A 17,255-nucleotide genomic window follows, 5' to 3' on the forward strand; every position below is an offset into this window, starting at 1 on the left:
TGGATCAGGCCGCTTGGCGCGTATCGCGCAGTTCGCGGCGCAGGATCTTGCCGACGTTGGTCTTCGGCAGCTCGGTGCGGAATTCCACGTACTTGGGCCGCTTGTAGCCGGTCAGGCGTTCCTTGCAGAACTCGATCACGTCCGCCTCGGTAAGGGCCGGGTCCTTCTTCACCACGTAGAGCTTCACCACCTCGCCCGAGTGCGTGTCGGGCACGCCCACGGCCGCGACTTCCAGCACGCCGGGACATTCGGCCGCCACGCCTTCGATCTCGTTCGGATAGACGTTGAATCCCGACACCAGGATCATGTCCTTCTTGCGGTCGACGATCTTTGTGTACCCGCGTTCATCCATCACGCCGATATCGCCGGTCTTGAAGAAACCGTCGGGCGTCATGACCTTGGCGGTCTCGTCCGGTCGGTTCCAGTAGCCAGCCATCACCTGCGGGCCGCGGATGCAGATCTCGCCGGGCTGGCCGAGTGGCACGTCGCGGCCGTCATCATCGCGGATGGCGATATCGGTCGACGGCAGCGGCAGGCCGATGGTGCCGGAGAACGCCGTGCTGTCGGTCGGGTTGCAGGTGGCCGACGGCGAGGTCTCGGACAGGCCGTAGCCCTCGATGATCGGGCAACCGGTCTTGGCCAGCCACTGCCTGGCCACCGCTTCCTGCACCGCCATGCCGCCGCCGTTGGCCACGCGCAGGCCCGAGAAATCGACCTTTGCGATTTCCGGGTTGTTGAGCAGCGCGTTGTACAGCGTGTTGACCGCCGGGAACATGTGGAACTTGTATTTCTGCAGTTCCCTGATGAAACCCGGGATGTCGCGCGGATTCGGGATCAGCACGCTCATGCCGCCATTGCGCATGCCCAGCAGGCAGCAGACCGTCAGCGCGAAGATGTGGTACAGCGGCAGCGCGGTGATCGTGACCACCTGCTCGATCGGCGCGCCCTTGTTCAACGCCGGCTGCATCCACGCTTCGGACTGCAGCACGTTGGCCACGACGTTCCGATGCAGCAGCTCCGCGCCCTTGGAAACGCCAGTGGTACCGCCCGTGTATTGCAGGAACGCGACGTCGTCCGGGCCGGTCGTGGCCGGCTGCAGCGTGAGCTTGCGCCCTTCCGCCAGCACGGCGTTGAAGCGCACGCAGTTCGGCAGTTCCCACTCCGGCACCATCTTCTTGACGTTGCGCACCACGAAATTGACGATCGCGCCCTTGAGGCCGCCCAGCATGTCGCCCATGCTCGCGACCACCACGTGCTTCACCGGCGTGCGCGCCAGCACCTGCTGCAGCGTGGTGGCGAAGTTCTCGAGGATGACGATGGCTTCGGCGCCGCTGTCCTTGAGCTGGTGCTCCAGTTCGCGCGGGGTATAAAGCGGGTTGACGTTGACCACGACAAACCCGGCGCGCAGCACGGCGGCCAGCACCACCGGATACTGCAGCACGTTCGGCATCATGATCGCCACGCGCGCGCCCGGACGCAGGCCGCGCGACTGCAGCCACGCGGCGAAGTGCGTGGACATCCGGTCCAGCTCGCCGTAGGTGATGGCCTTGTCCATGCAAACGAAGGCACGGCGGTTGGCATAGGTGCGGAAGGAATGCTCGAGCAGCTGCGCAAGCGAGGGGAACTGGCTGGCATCGATTTCGGCGGGTACGCCGGCCGGGTAGTGTTTCAGCCAAAACCTGTCCATGACACCGTCTCCTGATTTCTGAATGGTCGTTCGATTTTTCGGGAATGCTAAACGGCGCCCCGTATGAAAACAACACGTTAGATGAAGTCCTCAGGGGCCGGGCCAGCGCTCAGGAGGATTATGCGCCACCGCGACAGTGCCGGCCACGGGATAACCCTGAAGCCGTACTCAGGCGGGCAGGACCAGCTTCATCATGTTGGAGGCCAGCTCCCTGGCCAGCACGTCGGGGTCCATGCGGCCCGGTTGATGCCAGGTGTACATGAAGCCGATCACGCTGCCGATCGAATGCGCCGTGACGCGTGCATCGCCGAACGCGAATACGCCCTCGCGCTTGCCTTCTTCGAGCAGCGTGTAGAGGTCCCGATAAAACTCGCGCGCCATGCTGTCGAGCCAGGCCACCGTCTCGGGCTTGAGGTACTGGTTGTCGCGGAAACTCAGCGTGGCGGCGACATGGCACGACACGCAGCGCCGCGCCATTTCGAGCAGGCAGGCATTCAGCCGTTCGCGGACCGGCAACGACGGATCGGCCGTCTCGCGGATCACCGGCAGGCAGGTCTGTGCCGATTCGCGGCACAGGATGTCGAAGATCTCGTACTTGTCCGTGAAATAGTAGTAGACCGCCGGCTTGGTCACGCCCAGCGAGCGACAGAGGTCGTTCATGGTCATGCCGGGGTAGCCCTTGGTGTAGAAGAGCTGCGCCGCCGCGTCCAGGATCTGGCGGCGACGGGCTTCCTGGCGCTCGGCGATATGCGGGCGGGCCGGCGCGTCTTCGGCCGCCGCTACGGGTTTCGGTGCAATTGACATGTTTCAATTCTCGCACGGCGCCAAGGCCGTGCCATCCCTCCAAACCCCGGGGTCCGACACCTGCGGTCGGGCGCACCTGATCTTCCCGGTCTTCCATGGCGTCCCGCTGGTACTGCTGGTGCGCTGGGACGCGCAGACTTTCATGGCCACCGTGCAGCACTATCGGATCACCAATGCGTCGATGCTCGTCGACAGCGCGGTCGAGGCGATTGGACCACCCGCGCGTCGTCGACTATGACCGGCGCTCGCTGCGCCACGTCGGCGTGTCGTCCTTCGTCAAGAAGCTGAACCTCGAGCGCTGCGCCGACCTCCCCTGCCACCCCACCCGCGGCCGCGTCGCTGGGCATGCCGAGCGTGGCCGTTCACAACGGACGGGCGACTGGCCGGCACAGCGCCCGCTCAGTGGTCGGAACGGACGTCGCCGGGGGCACGCTCCTCGGCGTTCAGCGTGCCGGTGTTCACGGCCGGCGGCGCCAGCTTGCGCAAGGCCTCGTGGCGCTTGTCCGGCGGCAGGTCGCCGATGCGGGCCGCCTCGGCATAGAAACGCGTCCAGTCGCCGCCCACGCTATCGAGCAGCGCCGTGAATGCGGGCACCCATTGCTGGTACGTGGCCACGGCGGCGAGTTGCGCGTTGGTCAGCGGCTGGTCGAACCAGCGGTCGTAGCCGCTGTAGCCGCCCCACTCCACGCGCAGCCTGGCGTACTGGCTGCGCAGGCTGTCGAAGATCTCAGCCTTGCCCTGGCGCTTGGCTTCGTCGCTGGCATTCGAGCGGTACAAGGCATCGAGCCGGTCGCGCGTGTCCAGCAGCAGCGAGCGGAACTGGCGGCGCCGGCTGTCGTACAGCCGATAGCTGGCACGCGCATCGTCCGACGCGTCGTCGTGCAGCCAGTGCCCCACGCCGGCGATTTCCACCGCGGTCGCGAAGGATTCGTTGAACGCCGTGTCGTTGCGCACATAGACGACCTGGTGCGCGAGTTCATGGAAGATCATGCGGGCCAGTTCGCCTTCGGGCAGGTAGACGAAGGTGTTCAGCAGCGGATCATCGAAATATCCCAGCGTGGAATAGGCCGGAATGCCGGCCACGTAGGCTTCCAGGCCTTCGCGGCGCAAGCCGGCGGCATAGTGCTCGGCATCGCCCTGTGCGTAGTAGCCGCGATAGCTGATGCAGCCGACGATCGGAAAACACCACTGGTGCAGCGACATCGACAGCTCGGGCGTGGCGAACACGCTCCAGACCACGTAGGGACGGTGCAGGTTGGCGTAGCGGCGATAGCTGCCGTTGTCGGGCAGCTTCAGCTCGCGCGAGGCGTAGTCGCGGATGCGGCGGGCCAGCGCCAGGCGCTGGGCCAGGCGCGCGTCATTGGAGGCCTGCGCGCCGGCGATCGCCTCATCGAGCGACTGCGCCTGCGCCATCACGCCAAGGTGGCCGCCGATGGACTGGTAGTAGTAGCCGACCGTATCGCAGCCGGCCACCGCCAGCGCGAGCCCTGCCGCGACCAGGATGCCCGCCGCGCGCAGGCGGCCCCGCTTCCAGTCCATCACCGGATCACGAGACCGCGGCCACCGCCTGGCTGGCTTCGTGGCACGCTTCGACCTCGACCAGGCAGTCATAGAACACCGGCGCGCGGCCCAGGTCGGTCAACCGCTGGCTGGTCAGCTCGTTGGCGTTCTTGCCGTCGGGCGCCAGCTTCTTCCACCAGATCGACAACCCCACCACCAGGCCGCGCCGTGCACGGTCGGTCACGCGCGCCCGCGCCAGCATGCTGCCGCGGTCATTGAAGGCGCGCACGCGGGCCCCGTTGACGATGCCGCGCGCGGCGGCATCGTCGGGATGGATGTCCAGGTGCGGCTCGCCCTCGGTCGCGCGCAGGCTGTCGATGTTGACGAAGGTGCTGTTCAGGAAATTGCGCGCGGGCGGGGAAATCATCGCCAGCGGATACCTGCCGGCCAGATCGGGCGCGGAAGACGGTGCCTCGTACGGCGCCACGTAGTCGGGCAGCGGATCGAGCCCCGCGCTGCGCATGGCCTCGGAATAGAACTCGCACTTGCCCGAGTCGGTCGGGAACCCGCCATGCGCGAACGGCGCCGCCGACAGCGACAGCTTCTGCCAGCCTTGCGCCTTCAGCGATTCCCACGTAATGCCCTGCGCACGGGCGTCGCCGGGGACGATGGCCTGCGCGGCAATCTGTTCATCGCTGTCCGCAAAGCATGGATCGTCGAACCCCATGCGCTGCGCCAGCCGGCGGAAGATCTCGGTATTCGGCAGCGCCTGCCCCATCGGCTCGATGGCGGCGTTGTTCGCCAGGAAGTAGGTATGCCCGTAGGCCTTGTGCACGTCCACGTGCTCGAGCTGCGTGGTCGCGGGCAGCAGGATGTCGGCATAGTCGGCCGTATCGGTGCGGAACTGCTCGAGCACCACCGTGAACAGGTCTTCGCGCGCGAAGCCTGCGGCCACCTTGCTCGATTGCGGCGCCACCGCCACCGGGTTGCTGTTGTAGACCACCAGCGCCTCGAGGCGCGGATGACCAGGGCTACCCGCGTCGAGCAGCGCATCGCCGATCGTGCTCATGTTCACGGTGCGCGGCAGGCGCGGTCCGGGTAGCAAGTCTGGCCGCTGCAGTGCGCGCTCGTTGATCGGGAAGAACCCCGAGGTCGACAGCTGCAGCCCGCCCGCCGGATGGCGCCACGCGCCCACCAGCGACGGCAGGCACGCCACCGCGCGCACCGCTTGTCCGCCGCCGTGCACCCGCTGCATGCCGTAGTTCAGTCGAATGGCCACCGGCTGGCGCTCGCGCACGGCCAGCGTGCCGTAGAGGCCGGCCAGCCATTCGATGTCTTCCACCGCAATGCCGCAGATCTGCGCGGCACGGGCCGGCGCATAGGCCTGCGCGCGCTCGCGCAGCGCGTCGAAGCCCAGCGTGTGCTGCGCGATGTAGTCGTGGTCGAGCAGGCCATCGCGGATCAGCACGTGCATGATGGCCAGCGCCAGCGCGCCATCGGTGCCCGGCATCGGCGCGATGTGGCGGTGGCACTTCTCGGCGGTCAGCGAGCGGTACGGGTCGATCGCGACCAGCGTCGCGCCACGGCGCTTGGCTTCCTGAGCACGCGTCCAGAAATGCAGGTTCGAGGCGATCGGGTTGCCGCCCCAGATGATCACCAGCTTCGCGTCGACGACGTTTTCCATGTCCATGCCGACGCTCGCGCCATAGGTATAGCGCAGCGCCGTGGCGCCGGCGCTCGCGCAGATGGTGCGGTCCAACAGCGAGGCGCCGAGCTTGTGAAAAAAGCGCGCCGCCATGCTTTCGCCCTGCACCAGTCCCATGGTGCCGGCGTAGCTGTATGGCACGATCGCCTGCGGGTCGCGTGCGGCAATGGCCTTGAGCCGCGTGGCCACCTCGTCCAGCGCCTCGTCCCAGGAAATCGGCTCGAACTTGCCTTCGCCCTTGCGCCCGGCGCGGCGCATCGGCGTCAGCAGCCGGTCCGGGTGGTAAGTGCGCTCGGTGTAGCGCGACACCTTCGTGCACAGCACGCCCTGCGTGCCGGGGTGGTCCGGATCGCCGCTGACCTTGGTGGCGCGGCCGTCCTCGACCGTTACGAGCAAGGCACAGGTGTCGGGGCAGTCATGCGGACAGGCGGCGCGGACGATGCGGGAAGCCATGGAATCTCCGGGGCGGGGCGAGAAGGTGAAAGCCAGACTGGCGCTGGAATGTCGGTCGCGGCGATGGCCTTGAGGGGGTTGGCCCGATGCCTGTCGGCGCCGGAAGACCCGCGGCGGACGAGGCAGTTTCTGGATCGGATTGTATTCGATTATGATGCAGCGGCGCGTTCCGGTCCTGGCCGGAAATGTCCTGAGGGCCACCCATCGCCACGCAGTCGGAAACGGCTTGCGCAGGCATGTGGAGACCCCTGGGAGCCCGACGCCGGCGCAGACCGGCCCGGGTGGCGCATAGGTATCCAACCTGACTTTTAACGGGGTTCCATGTCCGATCTGAACGGGGTCAAGGCCAGGCATATCGCCGGCCTGCTGATGGCATGCGCCATTGGCTTTTGCGGCGCATCGGGCGCCGCCATTGCAGCGGAAGCAGGCGTGACGGCCGACACCATCGTGCTGGGCCAGTCGGCGGCGCTGAGCGGCCAGACCGCGGCACTCGGCAAGCAGATGGGCGCCGGCGCGCGCCTGTACTTCGAGTCCGTCAACCGCCAGGGCGGCATCTACGGCCGCCGCATCGCATTGCAAACGCTGGAGGACTACAACGAGCCCGAAACAGCGGCGGCCAACACGCGCAAGCTGATCGGCGAAAGCCACGTCTTTGCCCTGTTCGGCTATGTGGGCACCGACAATGCGGAGGCATCGCTGCCGGTCGCGGCCCAGGCCGGCGTGCCGTTCTTCGCGCCCTACAGCGGCGCACAGTCGCTGCGCGATCCGCGCGCGCGCAACATCTTCCATGTCCGCGCCGGCTTCAACGAGGAAACCGCCGCCATCGTCCGCCAGATCCGCACCACCGGGCTCAAGCGCGTGGCCGTGGTCTACAACGACGACGCCTACGGCAAGGCCGGCCTGGAAGGGCTGGCGCGTGCGCTGCAGGCATCGCCGGACAGCAGCGTGCAGATCGTGGCGCGTGAAAACGTGGTGCGCAACACCGTCGAGATTGGCGATGCCATGCAGGGCACGATGAAGGCCCAGCCCGACGCAGTGGTGCTGATCAGTGCCTATCGCACCGCCGGGGCCTTCGTGAAGGAAGCACTGCGCCGCGGCTACACCGGCCAGTTCTACAACGTGTCCTATGTCGGCACGCAGGCGCTGGCGCGCGAACTCGGCCCGCAGGGCAGCGGCGTGATCATCTCGCAGGTCATGCCGCACCCGGGCAACGCCACGCTGCCGGTGGTGCGTGAATACCTGCGCCTGCTGCAGGCGACCGGCAAGCCGGATGAATTCGACTACGTCGGCATCGAGGGCTTCATCGCTGCCAAGGCGTTCACGGAGGGCCTGCGCCGCGCGGGCAAGGACCTGACGCGCGAACGGCTGGTGGCATCGCTGGAAGGCATGCGCAATGTCGACCTGGGCGGCTTCATCGTCAACTTCACGCCCGAAAACCACGTAGGGTCGAAGTTCGTGGAGATGACGATCATCAACTCGAAGGGGCAGGTGATTCGCTAAGGGTTGCGGAGCCTACGCCATGTCGTTCAGGTGGCACGCCGAGAGGCGCCCCGGAGCAATCTCCTTCAGCAATGGCTGCTCCGCCGTGCAGCGCGGCATCGCATGCGGACAGCGTGGATGGAAATGGCAGCCCGTGGGCGGATGCAGCGGCGAGGGAATCTCGCCGCGGATCGCCACATAGGTCTTCTTGCCGACTTCCAGCTTCGGCGCTTCCGCCAGCAATGCCTGCGTGTACGGATGGTTGGGGGCGGCGAAAACTTGCTCGGTCGGCGCCGACTCCACCACGCGGCCCAGGTACATGATCACCACGCGATCACTGATGTGCTTGACCACGCCGAGATCGTGGCTGATGAAGAGATAGGTCAGGTTCAGGTCCTGGCGCAGGCGCATGAACAGGTTCAGCACCTGGGCCTGGATCGATACATCGAGCGCCGCCACCGATTCATCGCACACCAGGAATTCCGGCTTCACCGCCAGCGCGCGGGCAATGCCGATGCGCGCGCGCTGCCCGCCCGAGAACTGGTGCGGAAAGCGGCGCAGCACGGTCGGGTCCATCCCCACGCGCACCAGCATGTCTTCCACGTAGGCCTTCTGCTCGCCCCGCGCAACCATGCCATGTACGACCGGCGCCTCGCCGACGATATCGATCACGCGCAAGCGCGGATTGAGCGACGCATACGGGTCCTGGAAGATCATCTGGATCGCGAGTTGTTTCTCGCGGCGCTTCTCCGGCGGCAAGTGGTCAAGGTTGGTGCCACGCCACAGCCGCTCACCTTCGGTCAGCGTGTGCAGGCCGACCGCCATGCGGCCCAGCGTGGACTTGCCACACCCTGACTCGCCGACGAGCCCCACCACCTCGCCCTCCCCGATGCTTAGGTCGACCCGGTCGACTGCGTGCACGACCTCTTCGCGAGCCCGCGCGCCGAACAGGTTGGCGATACGCGCCGCGGTATCCAGTGATTTGACGAAGCGCTTCGAAACGCCGCGCAGTGCCAGCAGCGGTGCCGGCGGCGTAGCCGGCTGCGATGGTCTGTCGGTCATGGCAGGGGTATCCAGGTCCGTTTCGCTCATGCGGCCTCCTGCCGGGACATCACCGGATGGAAGCATCGCAGCCGCCGGCCGTCGGCCGCGGTCTCCAGCAGTGGCTCGGTCTTGCAGATCTCGGTGGCATAGGGGCAGCGCTCGCGGAACGAGCAGCCGCCGGGCAGGTTCAGCAGCGACGGTGTCATGCCGGGGATCTGCTTCAGCGGCGCGCCACGCGGGTTGCGCGACGGTGCCGAGCCGATCAGCCCGTGCGTATAGGGATGCTCCGGATGTTCCAGCACCTGGCGCACGTCTCCGGATTCGACGATCCTGCCGGCATACATTACGCACACCGAATCGGCCAGGCCCGCGACGACCGACAGGTCGTGGGTGATCCAGATCAGCGCCGTGCCCGATTCGCGGCATAGCGTCTGCATCTCGTAGAGGATCTGGCCCTGGATCGTCACGTCGAGCGCCGTGGTGGGTTCGTCGGCAATGATCAGGTCGGGCTTGTTCAGCAGCGCGATGGCAATCGCCACGCGCTGGCGCATGCCGCCGGAAAACTGGTGCGGATACGCCAGCAGCCGCTCGTCCGGCGACGGAATGCCCACGCGCGCGAGCGCATTGCGGGCGCGCTCGCGCGCGGCGGCCTTGCTGATCCGCTCGTGCGCCATCACCGCCTCGATCATCTGCGTATCGATGCGCAGGACCGGGTTCAGCGTCATCATCGGGTCCTGGAAGATCATGGCGATGCGGTTGCCGCGCACGTCGCGCTGCTGCGCGGGCGTGAGCGCGCGCAGGTCACGCGTGACGCCGTCGCGACTGGTCAGCGCGATGCGGCCGTCGACCACTTTGCCCGGCGGGTCGATCAGGCCCATGATCGAATAGCCCGTCATCGACTTGCCCGAGCCGGATTCGCCGACCAGGCCCATGATCTCGCCGCGGCCGACGGTGAACGACACGTCGTCCACGGCTTTGGCAATGCCGCCGCGCGTGAAGAACTGCGTCTTGAGGTGTTCCACTACCAGGGTTGGTTGTGCCATGTTGCGCTCCCTTCCCTATTGCGTCTGCAGGCGCGGGTTCAGCACGTCGCGCAACTGGTCGGCCACCAGGTTCATGGCGACGATGGTCACGACGAGCGCGATACCCGGGAAAAAGCTGATCCAGTACTTGCCCGACAGCATGTACTGCTGGCCATTGGCGATCAGGGAGCCCAGCGAAGGCTCGGTGATCGGCACGCCCAGCCCCAGGAATGACAGCGTCGCCTCGAGCGTGATGGCCGATGCCACCTGCAGCGCCGCGATCACGATCAGCGGCGGCAGGCAGTTGGGCAGCAGGTGCCGGAACATGATGCGCCCCGGCGGCAGGCCCAGGCAGGTGGCGGCCTCGATATATTCCTTGCGGCGTTCCACCAGCGCCGCGCTGCGCGTGGTGCGCGCGTAGTAAGCCCACTGGACGGCGACCAGCGCGATCACGATATTGCCGATGCCGGGGCGCAGGAACGCCAGCAGGATCAGCGCCAGCAGGATCGGCGGAAATGAAAGCTGCAGGTCGGCCACGCGCATGATGAAAGCCTCGGTGCGTCCGCCCAGGAAGCCCGCAAGCAGGCCCAGCGTGGCGCCGAGCAACAGCGCGATGATCGTGCTGACCACGCCCACGCCGATGCTGATGCGCAGCCCGTACATGACCGCGGACAGGATGTCGCGACCCTGCTCGTCGGAGCCGAGCAGGAACGTCATGCCATTGCCGGCCTGCTCTCCGGGCCCGAGGCGCGCATCGAGCACGTCCAGCGTGGCCAGGTCATACGGGTTCTGCGGCGCCAGCCAAGGCGCGAAGAGGGCAATCAGGATGATGACGATCAGCGTGATCAGCCCCGCGACGGCAATCTTGCTGGACAGGAATTCGGCGGCGAAGCGGCGCAGCGGCGTCTGCTCGCGCGCGGTCTTCGCTTGGTCTGCGGTGGCGGCAGTCATGGTTCAGCCCTTGTTGTCGGCAATGCGCACGCGCGGATCGAGCATGCTGTAGACAATGTCCACCGCCAGGTTGATCAGGATGAACAGCGTCACGATCACCATCAGGTACGCGACGATCACGGGTCGGTCGAGCAGCTGGATCGAATCGATGATCAGCTTGCCCATGCCGGGCCAGGCGAAGATCGATTCGGTCACGATCGCGAACGCGATGATCGAGCCGAACTGCAGCGCAATCACGGTCACGATCGGGATCAGGATGTTCTTGAGCACGTGCACGCCCACGATGCGAGCGTTGGACAGGCCCTTGGCGCGCGCGAACTTCACGTAGTCCTGCAGCATGGCCTCCTGCGTGCCCGCGCGCGTCAGGCGGATCACCATCGCGATATTGAGCAGCGACAGCGTCACTGCCGGCAGGATCAGGTGGCGGATGCCATCGACGGTCAGGAAGCTCAGCGGGATGCCAAGCACGCGCACGGTCTCGCCGCGGCCGTTCGAGGGTAGCCAGCCGAGCTGCACGGCAAAGACCATGATCAGCATCAGGCCGACCCAGAAGGTGGGCAGTGAAAAGCCGAGGATCGACACCGTCATGATCGACTTGCCCGCGATGCCGTTGGGGCGCAGGCCGGCCCACAGGCCAAGCGGAATACCGAGCACGATGGCCAGCAGGATCGCGAACACGGCAAGCTCCATCGTTGCGGGCATGCGCTCGAAGATCAGCTTGAGCGCGGGCGTGCCGTGCGCGAACGAAGTGCCCAGGTTGCCGTGCAACGCATTCTGCAGGAAGACGAGATATTGCTCCCAGAGCGGCTTGTCGAGCCCGAGCGCGGCGATGGTGCGCCGGATATCTTCCTGGTCCGCCTGCGGATTGATCAGGATGTCGACGGGATTGCCGATGGCAAAGACACCAAGGAAAACGAGCAGCGACATGATGAAGAGCACGACCACGCTCTGCATCAGCCGCCGGATGATAAAGACCAGCATGTCAGACCACTATCCTTTCGCACACCGTTGCAGGCCGCGCCCGTGCCTGGCGCAGCCTGCATGATGCGCGTTGCCGCGATGACTATCCGCAGGCGACCGGACGGCGCCGCTTATTGCGGCTTGAAGTTGTGCGCATAGGTACGTTCGTCGGTACGCGGTACATAGACGATGCCCTTCTGCGTGGCCCAGGTGGTCACCTGCTGGTGGATCGGGATGATACCGCCGTCGTGGATGGCGATGGCGGTGGCCTCCTGCAGAAGCTTGGAACGCTCGCCGTCATCGACGGTGGACAGCGCCTTCTCGAGCACGACGTCCATCTTCGGGTTGCAGTACTGGCCCCAGTTCGTCGTGCCGAAGCCCTTCTTGCTGTCCTCGCACGCCAGCAGCGCGCGCAGCGGGGAGCTGACTTCGCCGGTCTGGGCGCCCCAGCCAAGCAGACCGAACGACCATTCGTGCTTGATGCCCTTGGACGAATACGTGGCCATAGGCATGCCTTCCACCCTCGTCACGATACCGATGCGCGTGAGGTTTTGCGCGATGGTCTGGGCGATTTTCTCGTCGTTGACGTAGCGATTGTTGGGCGTGTGCAGCGTCACGCCGAAGCCGTTCGCGTAGCCGGCTTCCGCGAGCAGTTTCTTTGCGCCCTCCGGGTCGTACTTGACGGTCTTGAGGTTCGGGTTATAGCCGAACAGCGTGGGCGGCACGAGGTTGTTGGTCGGCTCGGACAGGCCCTCCATCAGCCGGTCCTTGATGCCCTGCCGGTTGATGGCCATGCTGATGGCATTGCGCACGCGCGCATCCTTCAGCGGGTTCTTGTCCATCGGCTGGCCGTCCTTCGTCGTGACGTAAGGCGACTTGTCGCGCTTGGCATCGAAGTACAGGTAGATCACGCGGTGCGAGATCTTCGAGAAGAACGACAGCTTGGGATCGCTGCGCACCTTCGGCAGATCCGGCGTCGGCACGTTCTCGATCGCCTGCACATCGCCGGACAGCAGCGCGGCCAGGCGCGTCGCGGGATTGGGAATGAAGCGCAGCGTCACCTTGTCCCAGGCGGGCTTCGGTCCCCAGTAATCATTGTTGCGCACCAGTTCGACCCGATCGTCGCGCGCGTAGCTGACGAACTTGAACGGGCCCGTGCCGACCATGCCCTTGCCTTGTGCAAAGTCATCCGAGCTGAGCCCCTGGGTCGCCTTCTTCTGCACGATGAAGATCGACGTCAGGTCGTTCAGCATCAGCGGATACGGCTGGTTGGTGGTCAGCTGAATGGTGTACTTGTCGATGATCTTCTTGTTGATGATCGCCTTGGTGTAGACGTCGAACTTGCCCGGGCTGTTCTGGATAGTGGCCGGGCGATCGAGCGACCAGGCAATGTCTTCGGTGGTCAGCTCGGAGCCGTCGTGGAACTTCACGCCCTGGCGGATCTTGAACTCCCACGTCAGGTTGTTGATCATCTTCCAGGACTCCGCCAGGCCGGGAATGATGCGGCTGTCGGGATCCATCTTGATCATCGAGTCGAAGACGTGCTCCGACACGTTGATGTTCGAGAACAGGTTGTAAAAGTGCGGATCCATCGAGGTTGGCGGCGAACTCATGGCCAGCTTGAGATCAGCGGCCTGCGCTGCGCCGGCCAGCGCAAGGCTCATGGCCCCGGCTACCGCGACAGCACCAAATGCCTTCTTGAATGTGCGAAGGGACATCGCGCAATTCTCCCAGGGACAAGTGAAGCAGACGTTAGGATCGGCAATGCGCGCGCGCAGCCATCCTCCAGGGAAGCTGCATTCTGGTGCGGTCGGGCATCAGGTGACGACGGTATTGCCGGCCGGGCACTTCAAGCATGAACTGTTCCAGCAGCCAACGAAACCGGGCATTGGGGGAAACCCACCCACCTGTATTGCACTGCGCCATTGCGATGCCGTCCTTGCGCGTCACGCGGGGCGCGAACCGGCGCGCTTTGGCGCTTTCGGTGCGGGCATCGTATGATCGGGGGTATCCAACCGCCAGCCGCACCGGCTCCTGCACCATGAAGCTCATCCCTGAAATCCTGCAGGCGCAAGCCGAAATCCGCACGATCCGACGCGACATCCACGCGCATCCCGAGCTGTGCTTCGAGGAACAGCGCACCGCCGACGTGGTCGCGCGCACGCTGGAATCCTGGGGCATCGAAGTCCACCGTGGACTGGGAAAGACCGGCCTCGTCGGCGTGATCCGCCAGGGCAACGGCCAGCGCAGCATCGGCCTGCGCGCCGACATGGATGCGCTGCCGCTGCAGGAGGCCAACACCTTCGGCCACCGCTCGCAGCATGACGGCCGCATGCATGCCTGCGGCCACGATGGCCATACGGCGATGCTGCTCGGCGCGGCGCGCTATCTGGCCGAGCACCGCAACTTCGATGGCACGGTCAACCTGATCTTCCAGCCGGCCGAGGAAGGCGGCGGCGGGGCGCGCGAGATGATCAAGGACGGCCTGTTCGAGCGGTTCCCTTGCGATGCCGTATTCGGGATGCACAACTGGCCCGGCATGCCGGTCGGCGCCTTCGGCACCCGCGCCGGTCCGTTGATGGCATCGAGCAACGAATTCCGCATCGTCGTGCGCGGCAAGGGCGCGCATGCGGCCATGCCGAACAACGGCAATGATCCCGTGTTCACCGCCGCGCAGATCGTGTCGGCGCTGCAAGGCATCATCACGCGCAACAAGCGGCCGATCGACACGGCGGTGATTTCCGTCACGCAGTTCCATGCCGGCGATGCAACCAACATCGTGCCGGACCAGGCCTGGATTGGGGGCACCGTACGCACCTTTACCTTGCCGGTGCTCGACCTGATCGAGCGGCGCTTGGGGGAAGTCTCGCGGGCAGTGGCGGCGGCCTTCGACTGCTCGGTCGAATACGAATTCCACCGCAACTATCCGCCGACCATCAACAGTGCGGCGGAAGCCGAATTTGCAGCCGGCGTGGCCGCCGCGCTGGTTGGCCCCGAAAGCGTCGATGCCGACGTCGAGCCGACGATGGGCGCGGAGGATTTCTCCTTCATGCTGCAGGAGAAACCGGGCTGCTATCTGTTCATTGGCAATGGCGACGGCGCGCACCGCGAATCGGGCCACGGCATGGGGCCGTGCATGCTGCACAACCCCAGCTATGACTTCAACGACGAGCTGCTACCCGTCGGGGCGACCTTCTTTGTCAGGCTGGTGGAAAAATGGCTGGCACCGGCCTGAGCGAGCACGACAGCCATGGCGCGCATCGCACTCGATCGAAATACGGCGGAGCGTTTTGCCCGGGTGGCGCTGGAGAATGTCGGGCGCCGCTATCCGTACAAGTTGGAGCACATGATGACAGGGCCTGGGGAGCCACTCGACCCCGGCGTCCTGCATCCAGTGTTCTGTGGCAGTTATGACTGGCACTCCAGCGTGCATATGCACTGGATGCTGGTCCGCCTGCTGTCGATCTGGCCCGACCTTGACGAGGCATCGCGGATCAGGACTACGCTGGACCGTCAGTTTCGGCCCGAGGCAATGGAAGCAGAGCTGGCGTACTTCCAGCGGCCGGCGTCGCGCACGTTCGAACGGCCCTATGGCTGGGCCTGGCTGCTGCGGTTGCAGGGAGAGCTGCAGTCCGCCGGCGCGCACGATGCGCAGGCGGCCCGATGGGCCGAATGCTGTGCGCCGCTGGCACGGCATCTGGCGCAGCAGCTTGTCGACTATCTCGATGTGGCGGATTTCCCGGTCCGTACCGGCACGCACTTCAACAGCGCGTTTGCGCTGATCATGGCGCTCTTTTATGCGCGCACGGACCAGCATCACGCGCTGCGCCGGGCCATTGTCCGGCGCGCGCATCGCTGGTTTGGCCACGATCAGCGCTACCCTGCCCGCTATGAACCTGGCGGTGATGAATTCCTCTCGGGCGGGTTGACGGAGGCTGTGCTGATGCACGCCGTTATGGACGGATGCGCCTTTGCCGAATGGTGGGAGCTGTTCACCCCGCCGCGCACGGAGCTGGCGAACTGGCTGACACCCGTGGCGGTCGCCGATCGCACCGACCCGAAGATGACGCACCTCGACGGTCTCAACCTGTCACGTGCGTGGTGCTGGCGCATGCTTGAGCCAGCCTTGCCCGAGGACTTGCGGCCGCTGGCGATACGCGCCTGGTCGGACCATATCGAAGCCTCGCTGCCGCAGGCTTTTGGTGGCGGCTATGTCGCGACGCACTGGCTTGCGTCGTTCGCGGTGCTGGCGCTCAGCGAACCGGTTGGCGGCCCATGACCATCTAGTCCAGCGCGATATCGCCGTACCAGGACTCGGCCTTGCTGCGGGTGTTGTCGGTATCGGTCATGATGCCGACGGCAATGACCCGGCCGGGGTCCGTGCCAAAGGCCTTGCGGTAGTCGGCGCGCAGGTCGCGCTCGTGACAACGCCATTCATTGGCGTGCTTCGTGCCGCTATCCACGACGATCATGCGGACACGATCGGTATGGGGATTAGGCAGGACCGAGCCCTCGGGGCGCTTGCCGCCCCAGATATACATCAGCGTTGCGTACGGCATTTCACGGCCCGTCGTCAGACGCGCCATTTCGTACATGAGCTGATCCTTCAGTGACAGGCTGCTCCTGTCGCCGTCGAACGCGACAAACAGCCGCAGCGGAGAATCTTCGCGATTGCCCTGGCCGTTGTCCGCGTTGCGGATGATGCCGTTGGTTTTCCAGGTCCAGCGCACCATGCCGGCATCACGTTCGCGCAAGGGCACGTAGAGGCCGGAAGCGGAACTGTCGGCTTGGGCGTGGACGACGACGCGTTGATCCACTTCGGCCAGCGTATAGCGTGTCGGGATCTTATTGCGGTTGATTGTCCAGGGTTGCCAGCCGACTGGGAGGCGGTTCTGCAGGGGGGCAGCGGAAAACCTTGGGAGGCTCGCCAGAAGCGGAGGGGGCGCGGCATCGCCATCATCGCCGGCTTCCGCCTCGACCGCTTGCTCGTTTGCGGCAGTCATTGCATCGGCCACCGGCACATCGGCAGGGCCTTTTGCGTCCACCGCGGCGCGTGCCGCGAAGACCTTGCAATCGATGGAGGAAGCGGCCGCCATCGATGCGGGGTCTGGAGGCGGACTGACCTGCGTCGATGCGCATCCCGCCAACGTCAGCGCGACCGCCACGCCAGTCAATACAAGCCGATACGTCCTGGCCGCCATGTGACCCCCTGCTTCCGGAAATCCGCCCGCACTGCTGCTTTGCAGCGGGCCTTTGTATTACGTACTGCTTGCCGCGTTTTGCGCGCGGCAGACTGCTTCATCCCGGTTAGCCCCGGACTTGGGATGGACGTTATCAGAAGCGGTGCACGCCCGTAATACTCCGGTACCCTCAATCGCAGGCAAACAACAGCCGGAAACGATCAGAGGTTGGCGGGATCGTGCTTATGGCACCGGCCACCAAAGCAAAAACCCCTCGCAGCACATGCTGTCGAGGGGTTTTGCGTTGTAAGAGCCTGGCGATGACCTACTTTCACACGGGTAATCCGCACTATCATCGGCGCGGAGTCGTTTCACGGACCTGTTCGGGATGGGAAGGGGTGGTTCCAACTCGCTATGGTCACCAGGCATAAGGGGTTGTGAGGCTGACGCGGTCAACCTCACCAATTCGG

General features: G+C 65.5%; 15 protein-coding genes and 1 rRNA gene. 4 read left to right on the forward strand and 12 right to left on the reverse strand.

The window, feature by feature from the left end; translation table 11 throughout:
* Positions 1-4: 4 nt before the first annotated feature.
* A complete protein-coding gene (locus ACIGJC_RS13660; RefSeq protein WP_483709443.1) occupies positions 5-1,687 on the reverse strand; it encodes a long-chain-fatty-acid--CoA ligase in 1,683 nt (560 codons plus the stop codon).
* 168 nt (positions 1,688-1,855) lie between these two features.
* Positions 1,856-2,491: a TetR/AcrR family transcriptional regulator gene (locus tag ACIGJC_RS13665; protein ID WP_483709444.1), complete on the reverse strand. Its 636-nt coding sequence runs from the start codon at positions 2,489-2,491 to the stop codon at positions 1,856-1,858.
* Here ACIGJC_RS13665 and ACIGJC_RS13670 point away from each other — a divergent pair.
* Positions 2,490-2,729, forward strand: a complete 240-nt coding sequence (locus ACIGJC_RS13670) for a hypothetical protein (protein WP_483709445.1) — start codon at positions 2,490-2,492, stop codon at positions 2,727-2,729. The genes ACIGJC_RS13665 and ACIGJC_RS13670 overlap by 2 nt on opposite strands.
* 161 nt (positions 2,730-2,890) lie before the next feature.
* On the opposite strand, the gene ACIGJC_RS13675 is transcribed toward ACIGJC_RS13670, so the two are convergent.
* Together ACIGJC_RS13675 and ACIGJC_RS13680 are read right to left on the reverse strand one after the other, a co-directional pair.
* On the reverse strand, positions 2,891-4,030 hold the full coding sequence (locus tag ACIGJC_RS13675; protein WP_483709447.1) for an aminopeptidase: 1,140 nt from the start codon (positions 4,028-4,030) through the stop codon (positions 2,891-2,893).
* A gap of 7 nt (positions 4,031-4,037) precedes the next feature.
* Positions 4,038-6,149 (reverse strand): molybdopterin-containing oxidoreductase family protein, encoded by a 2,112-nt coding sequence (locus tag ACIGJC_RS13680; RefSeq protein ID WP_483709448.1) that lies wholly within the window; start codon positions 6,147-6,149, stop codon positions 4,038-4,040.
* Between the two features lie 321 nt (positions 6,150-6,470).
* Between ACIGJC_RS13680 and ACIGJC_RS13685 the strand changes: the two genes are divergently transcribed.
* On the forward strand, positions 6,471-7,649 hold the full coding sequence (locus ACIGJC_RS13685; RefSeq protein WP_483709450.1) for an ABC transporter substrate-binding protein: 1,179 nt from the start codon (positions 6,471-6,473) through the stop codon (positions 7,647-7,649).
* A 12-nt stretch (positions 7,650-7,661) separates the two neighbouring features.
* Here ACIGJC_RS13685 and ACIGJC_RS13690 read toward each other — a convergent pair whose 3' ends face one another.
* The 6 genes from ACIGJC_RS13690 to ACIGJC_RS13715 form a co-directional block, all read right to left on the reverse strand.
* Complete coding sequence (locus ACIGJC_RS13690; RefSeq protein ID WP_483709451.1) at positions 7,662-8,720, reverse strand: ABC transporter ATP-binding protein; 1,059 nt, start codon at positions 8,718-8,720, stop codon at positions 7,662-7,664.
* Positions 8,717-9,715, reverse strand: coding sequence for an ABC transporter ATP-binding protein (locus tag ACIGJC_RS13695; protein ID WP_483709452.1), 999 nt, complete (start codon positions 9,713-9,715; stop codon positions 8,717-8,719). Before ACIGJC_RS13695 ends, ACIGJC_RS13690 begins: the two co-directional genes overlap by 4 nt.
* A gap of 15 nt (positions 9,716-9,730) precedes the next feature.
* A complete protein-coding gene (locus ACIGJC_RS13700; RefSeq protein ID WP_483709453.1) occupies positions 9,731-10,645 on the reverse strand; it encodes an ABC transporter permease in 915 nt (304 codons plus the stop codon).
* A gap of 3 nt (positions 10,646-10,648) precedes the next feature.
* Positions 10,649-11,626, reverse strand: coding sequence for an ABC transporter permease (locus tag ACIGJC_RS13705; RefSeq protein ID WP_483709454.1), 978 nt, complete (start codon positions 11,624-11,626; stop codon positions 10,649-10,651).
* A gap of 110 nt (positions 11,627-11,736) precedes the next feature.
* Complete coding sequence (locus tag ACIGJC_RS13710) at positions 11,737-13,323, reverse strand: ABC transporter substrate-binding protein (protein WP_483709456.1); 1,587 nt, start codon at positions 13,321-13,323, stop codon at positions 11,737-11,739.
* 34 nt (positions 13,324-13,357) lie between these two features.
* On the reverse strand, positions 13,358-13,657 hold the full coding sequence (locus ACIGJC_RS13715; RefSeq protein WP_483709458.1) for a hypothetical protein: 300 nt from the start codon (positions 13,655-13,657) through the stop codon (positions 13,358-13,360).
* Between ACIGJC_RS13715 and ACIGJC_RS13720 the strand changes: the two genes are divergently transcribed.
* Positions 13,647-14,840 carry a M20 aminoacylase family protein gene (locus tag ACIGJC_RS13720; RefSeq protein WP_483709459.1) on the forward strand — a complete coding sequence of 398 codons (1,194 nt, stop codon included), beginning with the start codon at positions 13,647-13,649 and terminating at the stop codon, positions 14,838-14,840. The genes ACIGJC_RS13715 and ACIGJC_RS13720 overlap by 11 nt on opposite strands.
* A 15-nt stretch (positions 14,841-14,855) precedes the next feature.
* On the forward strand, positions 14,856-15,884 hold the full coding sequence (locus ACIGJC_RS13725) for a DUF2891 domain-containing protein (protein ID WP_483709460.1): 1,029 nt from the start codon (positions 14,856-14,858) through the stop codon (positions 15,882-15,884).
* Positions 15,885-15,888: 4 nt separating this feature from the next.
* Here the strand turns inward: ACIGJC_RS13725 and ACIGJC_RS13730 are convergent, their stop codons facing one another.
* Positions 15,889-16,806, reverse strand: a complete 918-nt coding sequence (locus ACIGJC_RS13730) for a DUF3047 domain-containing protein (RefSeq protein ID WP_483709462.1) — start codon at positions 16,804-16,806, stop codon at positions 15,889-15,891.
* Positions 16,807-17,097: 291 nt separating this feature from the next.
* Positions 17,098-17,211: ribosomal RNA gene (gene rrf / locus ACIGJC_RS13735) — 5S ribosomal RNA — on the reverse strand.
* Positions 17,212-17,255: the final 44 nt, after the last annotated feature.

Source organism: Cupriavidus sp. C3SS-1 (assembly GCF_057073755.1).

What these genes read in the sequence shown, in the direction of transcription:
- ACIGJC_RS13660 (WP_483709443.1), bottom strand. Translation starts at nt 1,687, where the DNA reads ATGGACAGGTTTTGGCTGAAACACTACCCGGCCGGCGTACCCGCCGAA.
- ACIGJC_RS13670 (WP_483709445.1), top strand. Translation starts at nt 2,490, where the DNA reads ATGTTTCAATTCTCGCACGGCGCCAAGGCCGTGCCATCCCTCCAAACC.
- ACIGJC_RS13665 (WP_483709444.1), bottom strand. Translation starts at nt 2,491, where the DNA reads ATGTCAATTGCACCGAAACCCGTAGCGGCGGCCGAAGACGCGCCGGCC.
- ACIGJC_RS13675 (WP_483709447.1), bottom strand. Translation starts at nt 4,030, where the DNA reads ATGGACTGGAAGCGGGGCCGCCTGCGCGCGGCGGGCATCCTGGTCGCG.
- ACIGJC_RS13680 (WP_483709448.1), bottom strand. Translation starts at nt 6,149, where the DNA reads ATGGCTTCCCGCATCGTCCGCGCCGCCTGTCCGCATGACTGCCCCGAC.
- ACIGJC_RS13685 (WP_483709450.1), top strand. Translation starts at nt 6,471, where the DNA reads ATGTCCGATCTGAACGGGGTCAAGGCCAGGCATATCGCCGGCCTGCTG.
- ACIGJC_RS13690 (WP_483709451.1), bottom strand. Translation starts at nt 8,720, where the DNA reads ATGAGCGAAACGGACCTGGATACCCCTGCCATGACCGACAGACCATCG.
- ACIGJC_RS13695 (WP_483709452.1), bottom strand. Translation starts at nt 9,715, where the DNA reads ATGGCACAACCAACCCTGGTAGTGGAACACCTCAAGACGCAGTTCTTC.
- ACIGJC_RS13700 (WP_483709453.1), bottom strand. Translation starts at nt 10,645, where the DNA reads ATGACTGCCGCCACCGCAGACCAAGCGAAGACCGCGCGCGAGCAGACG.
- ACIGJC_RS13705 (WP_483709454.1), bottom strand. Translation starts at nt 11,626, where the DNA reads ATGCTGGTCTTTATCATCCGGCGGCTGATGCAGAGCGTGGTCGTGCTC.
- ACIGJC_RS13710 (WP_483709456.1), bottom strand. Translation starts at nt 13,323, where the DNA reads ATGTCCCTTCGCACATTCAAGAAGGCATTTGGTGCTGTCGCGGTAGCC.
- ACIGJC_RS13720 (WP_483709459.1), top strand. Translation starts at nt 13,647, where the DNA reads ATGAAGCTCATCCCTGAAATCCTGCAGGCGCAAGCCGAAATCCGCACG.
- ACIGJC_RS13715 (WP_483709458.1), bottom strand. Translation starts at nt 13,657, where the DNA reads ATGAGCTTCATGGTGCAGGAGCCGGTGCGGCTGGCGGTTGGATACCCC.
- ACIGJC_RS13725 (WP_483709460.1), top strand. Translation starts at nt 14,856, where the DNA reads ATGGCGCGCATCGCACTCGATCGAAATACGGCGGAGCGTTTTGCCCGG.
- ACIGJC_RS13730 (WP_483709462.1), bottom strand. Translation starts at nt 16,806, where the DNA reads ATGGCGGCCAGGACGTATCGGCTTGTATTGACTGGCGTGGCGGTCGCG.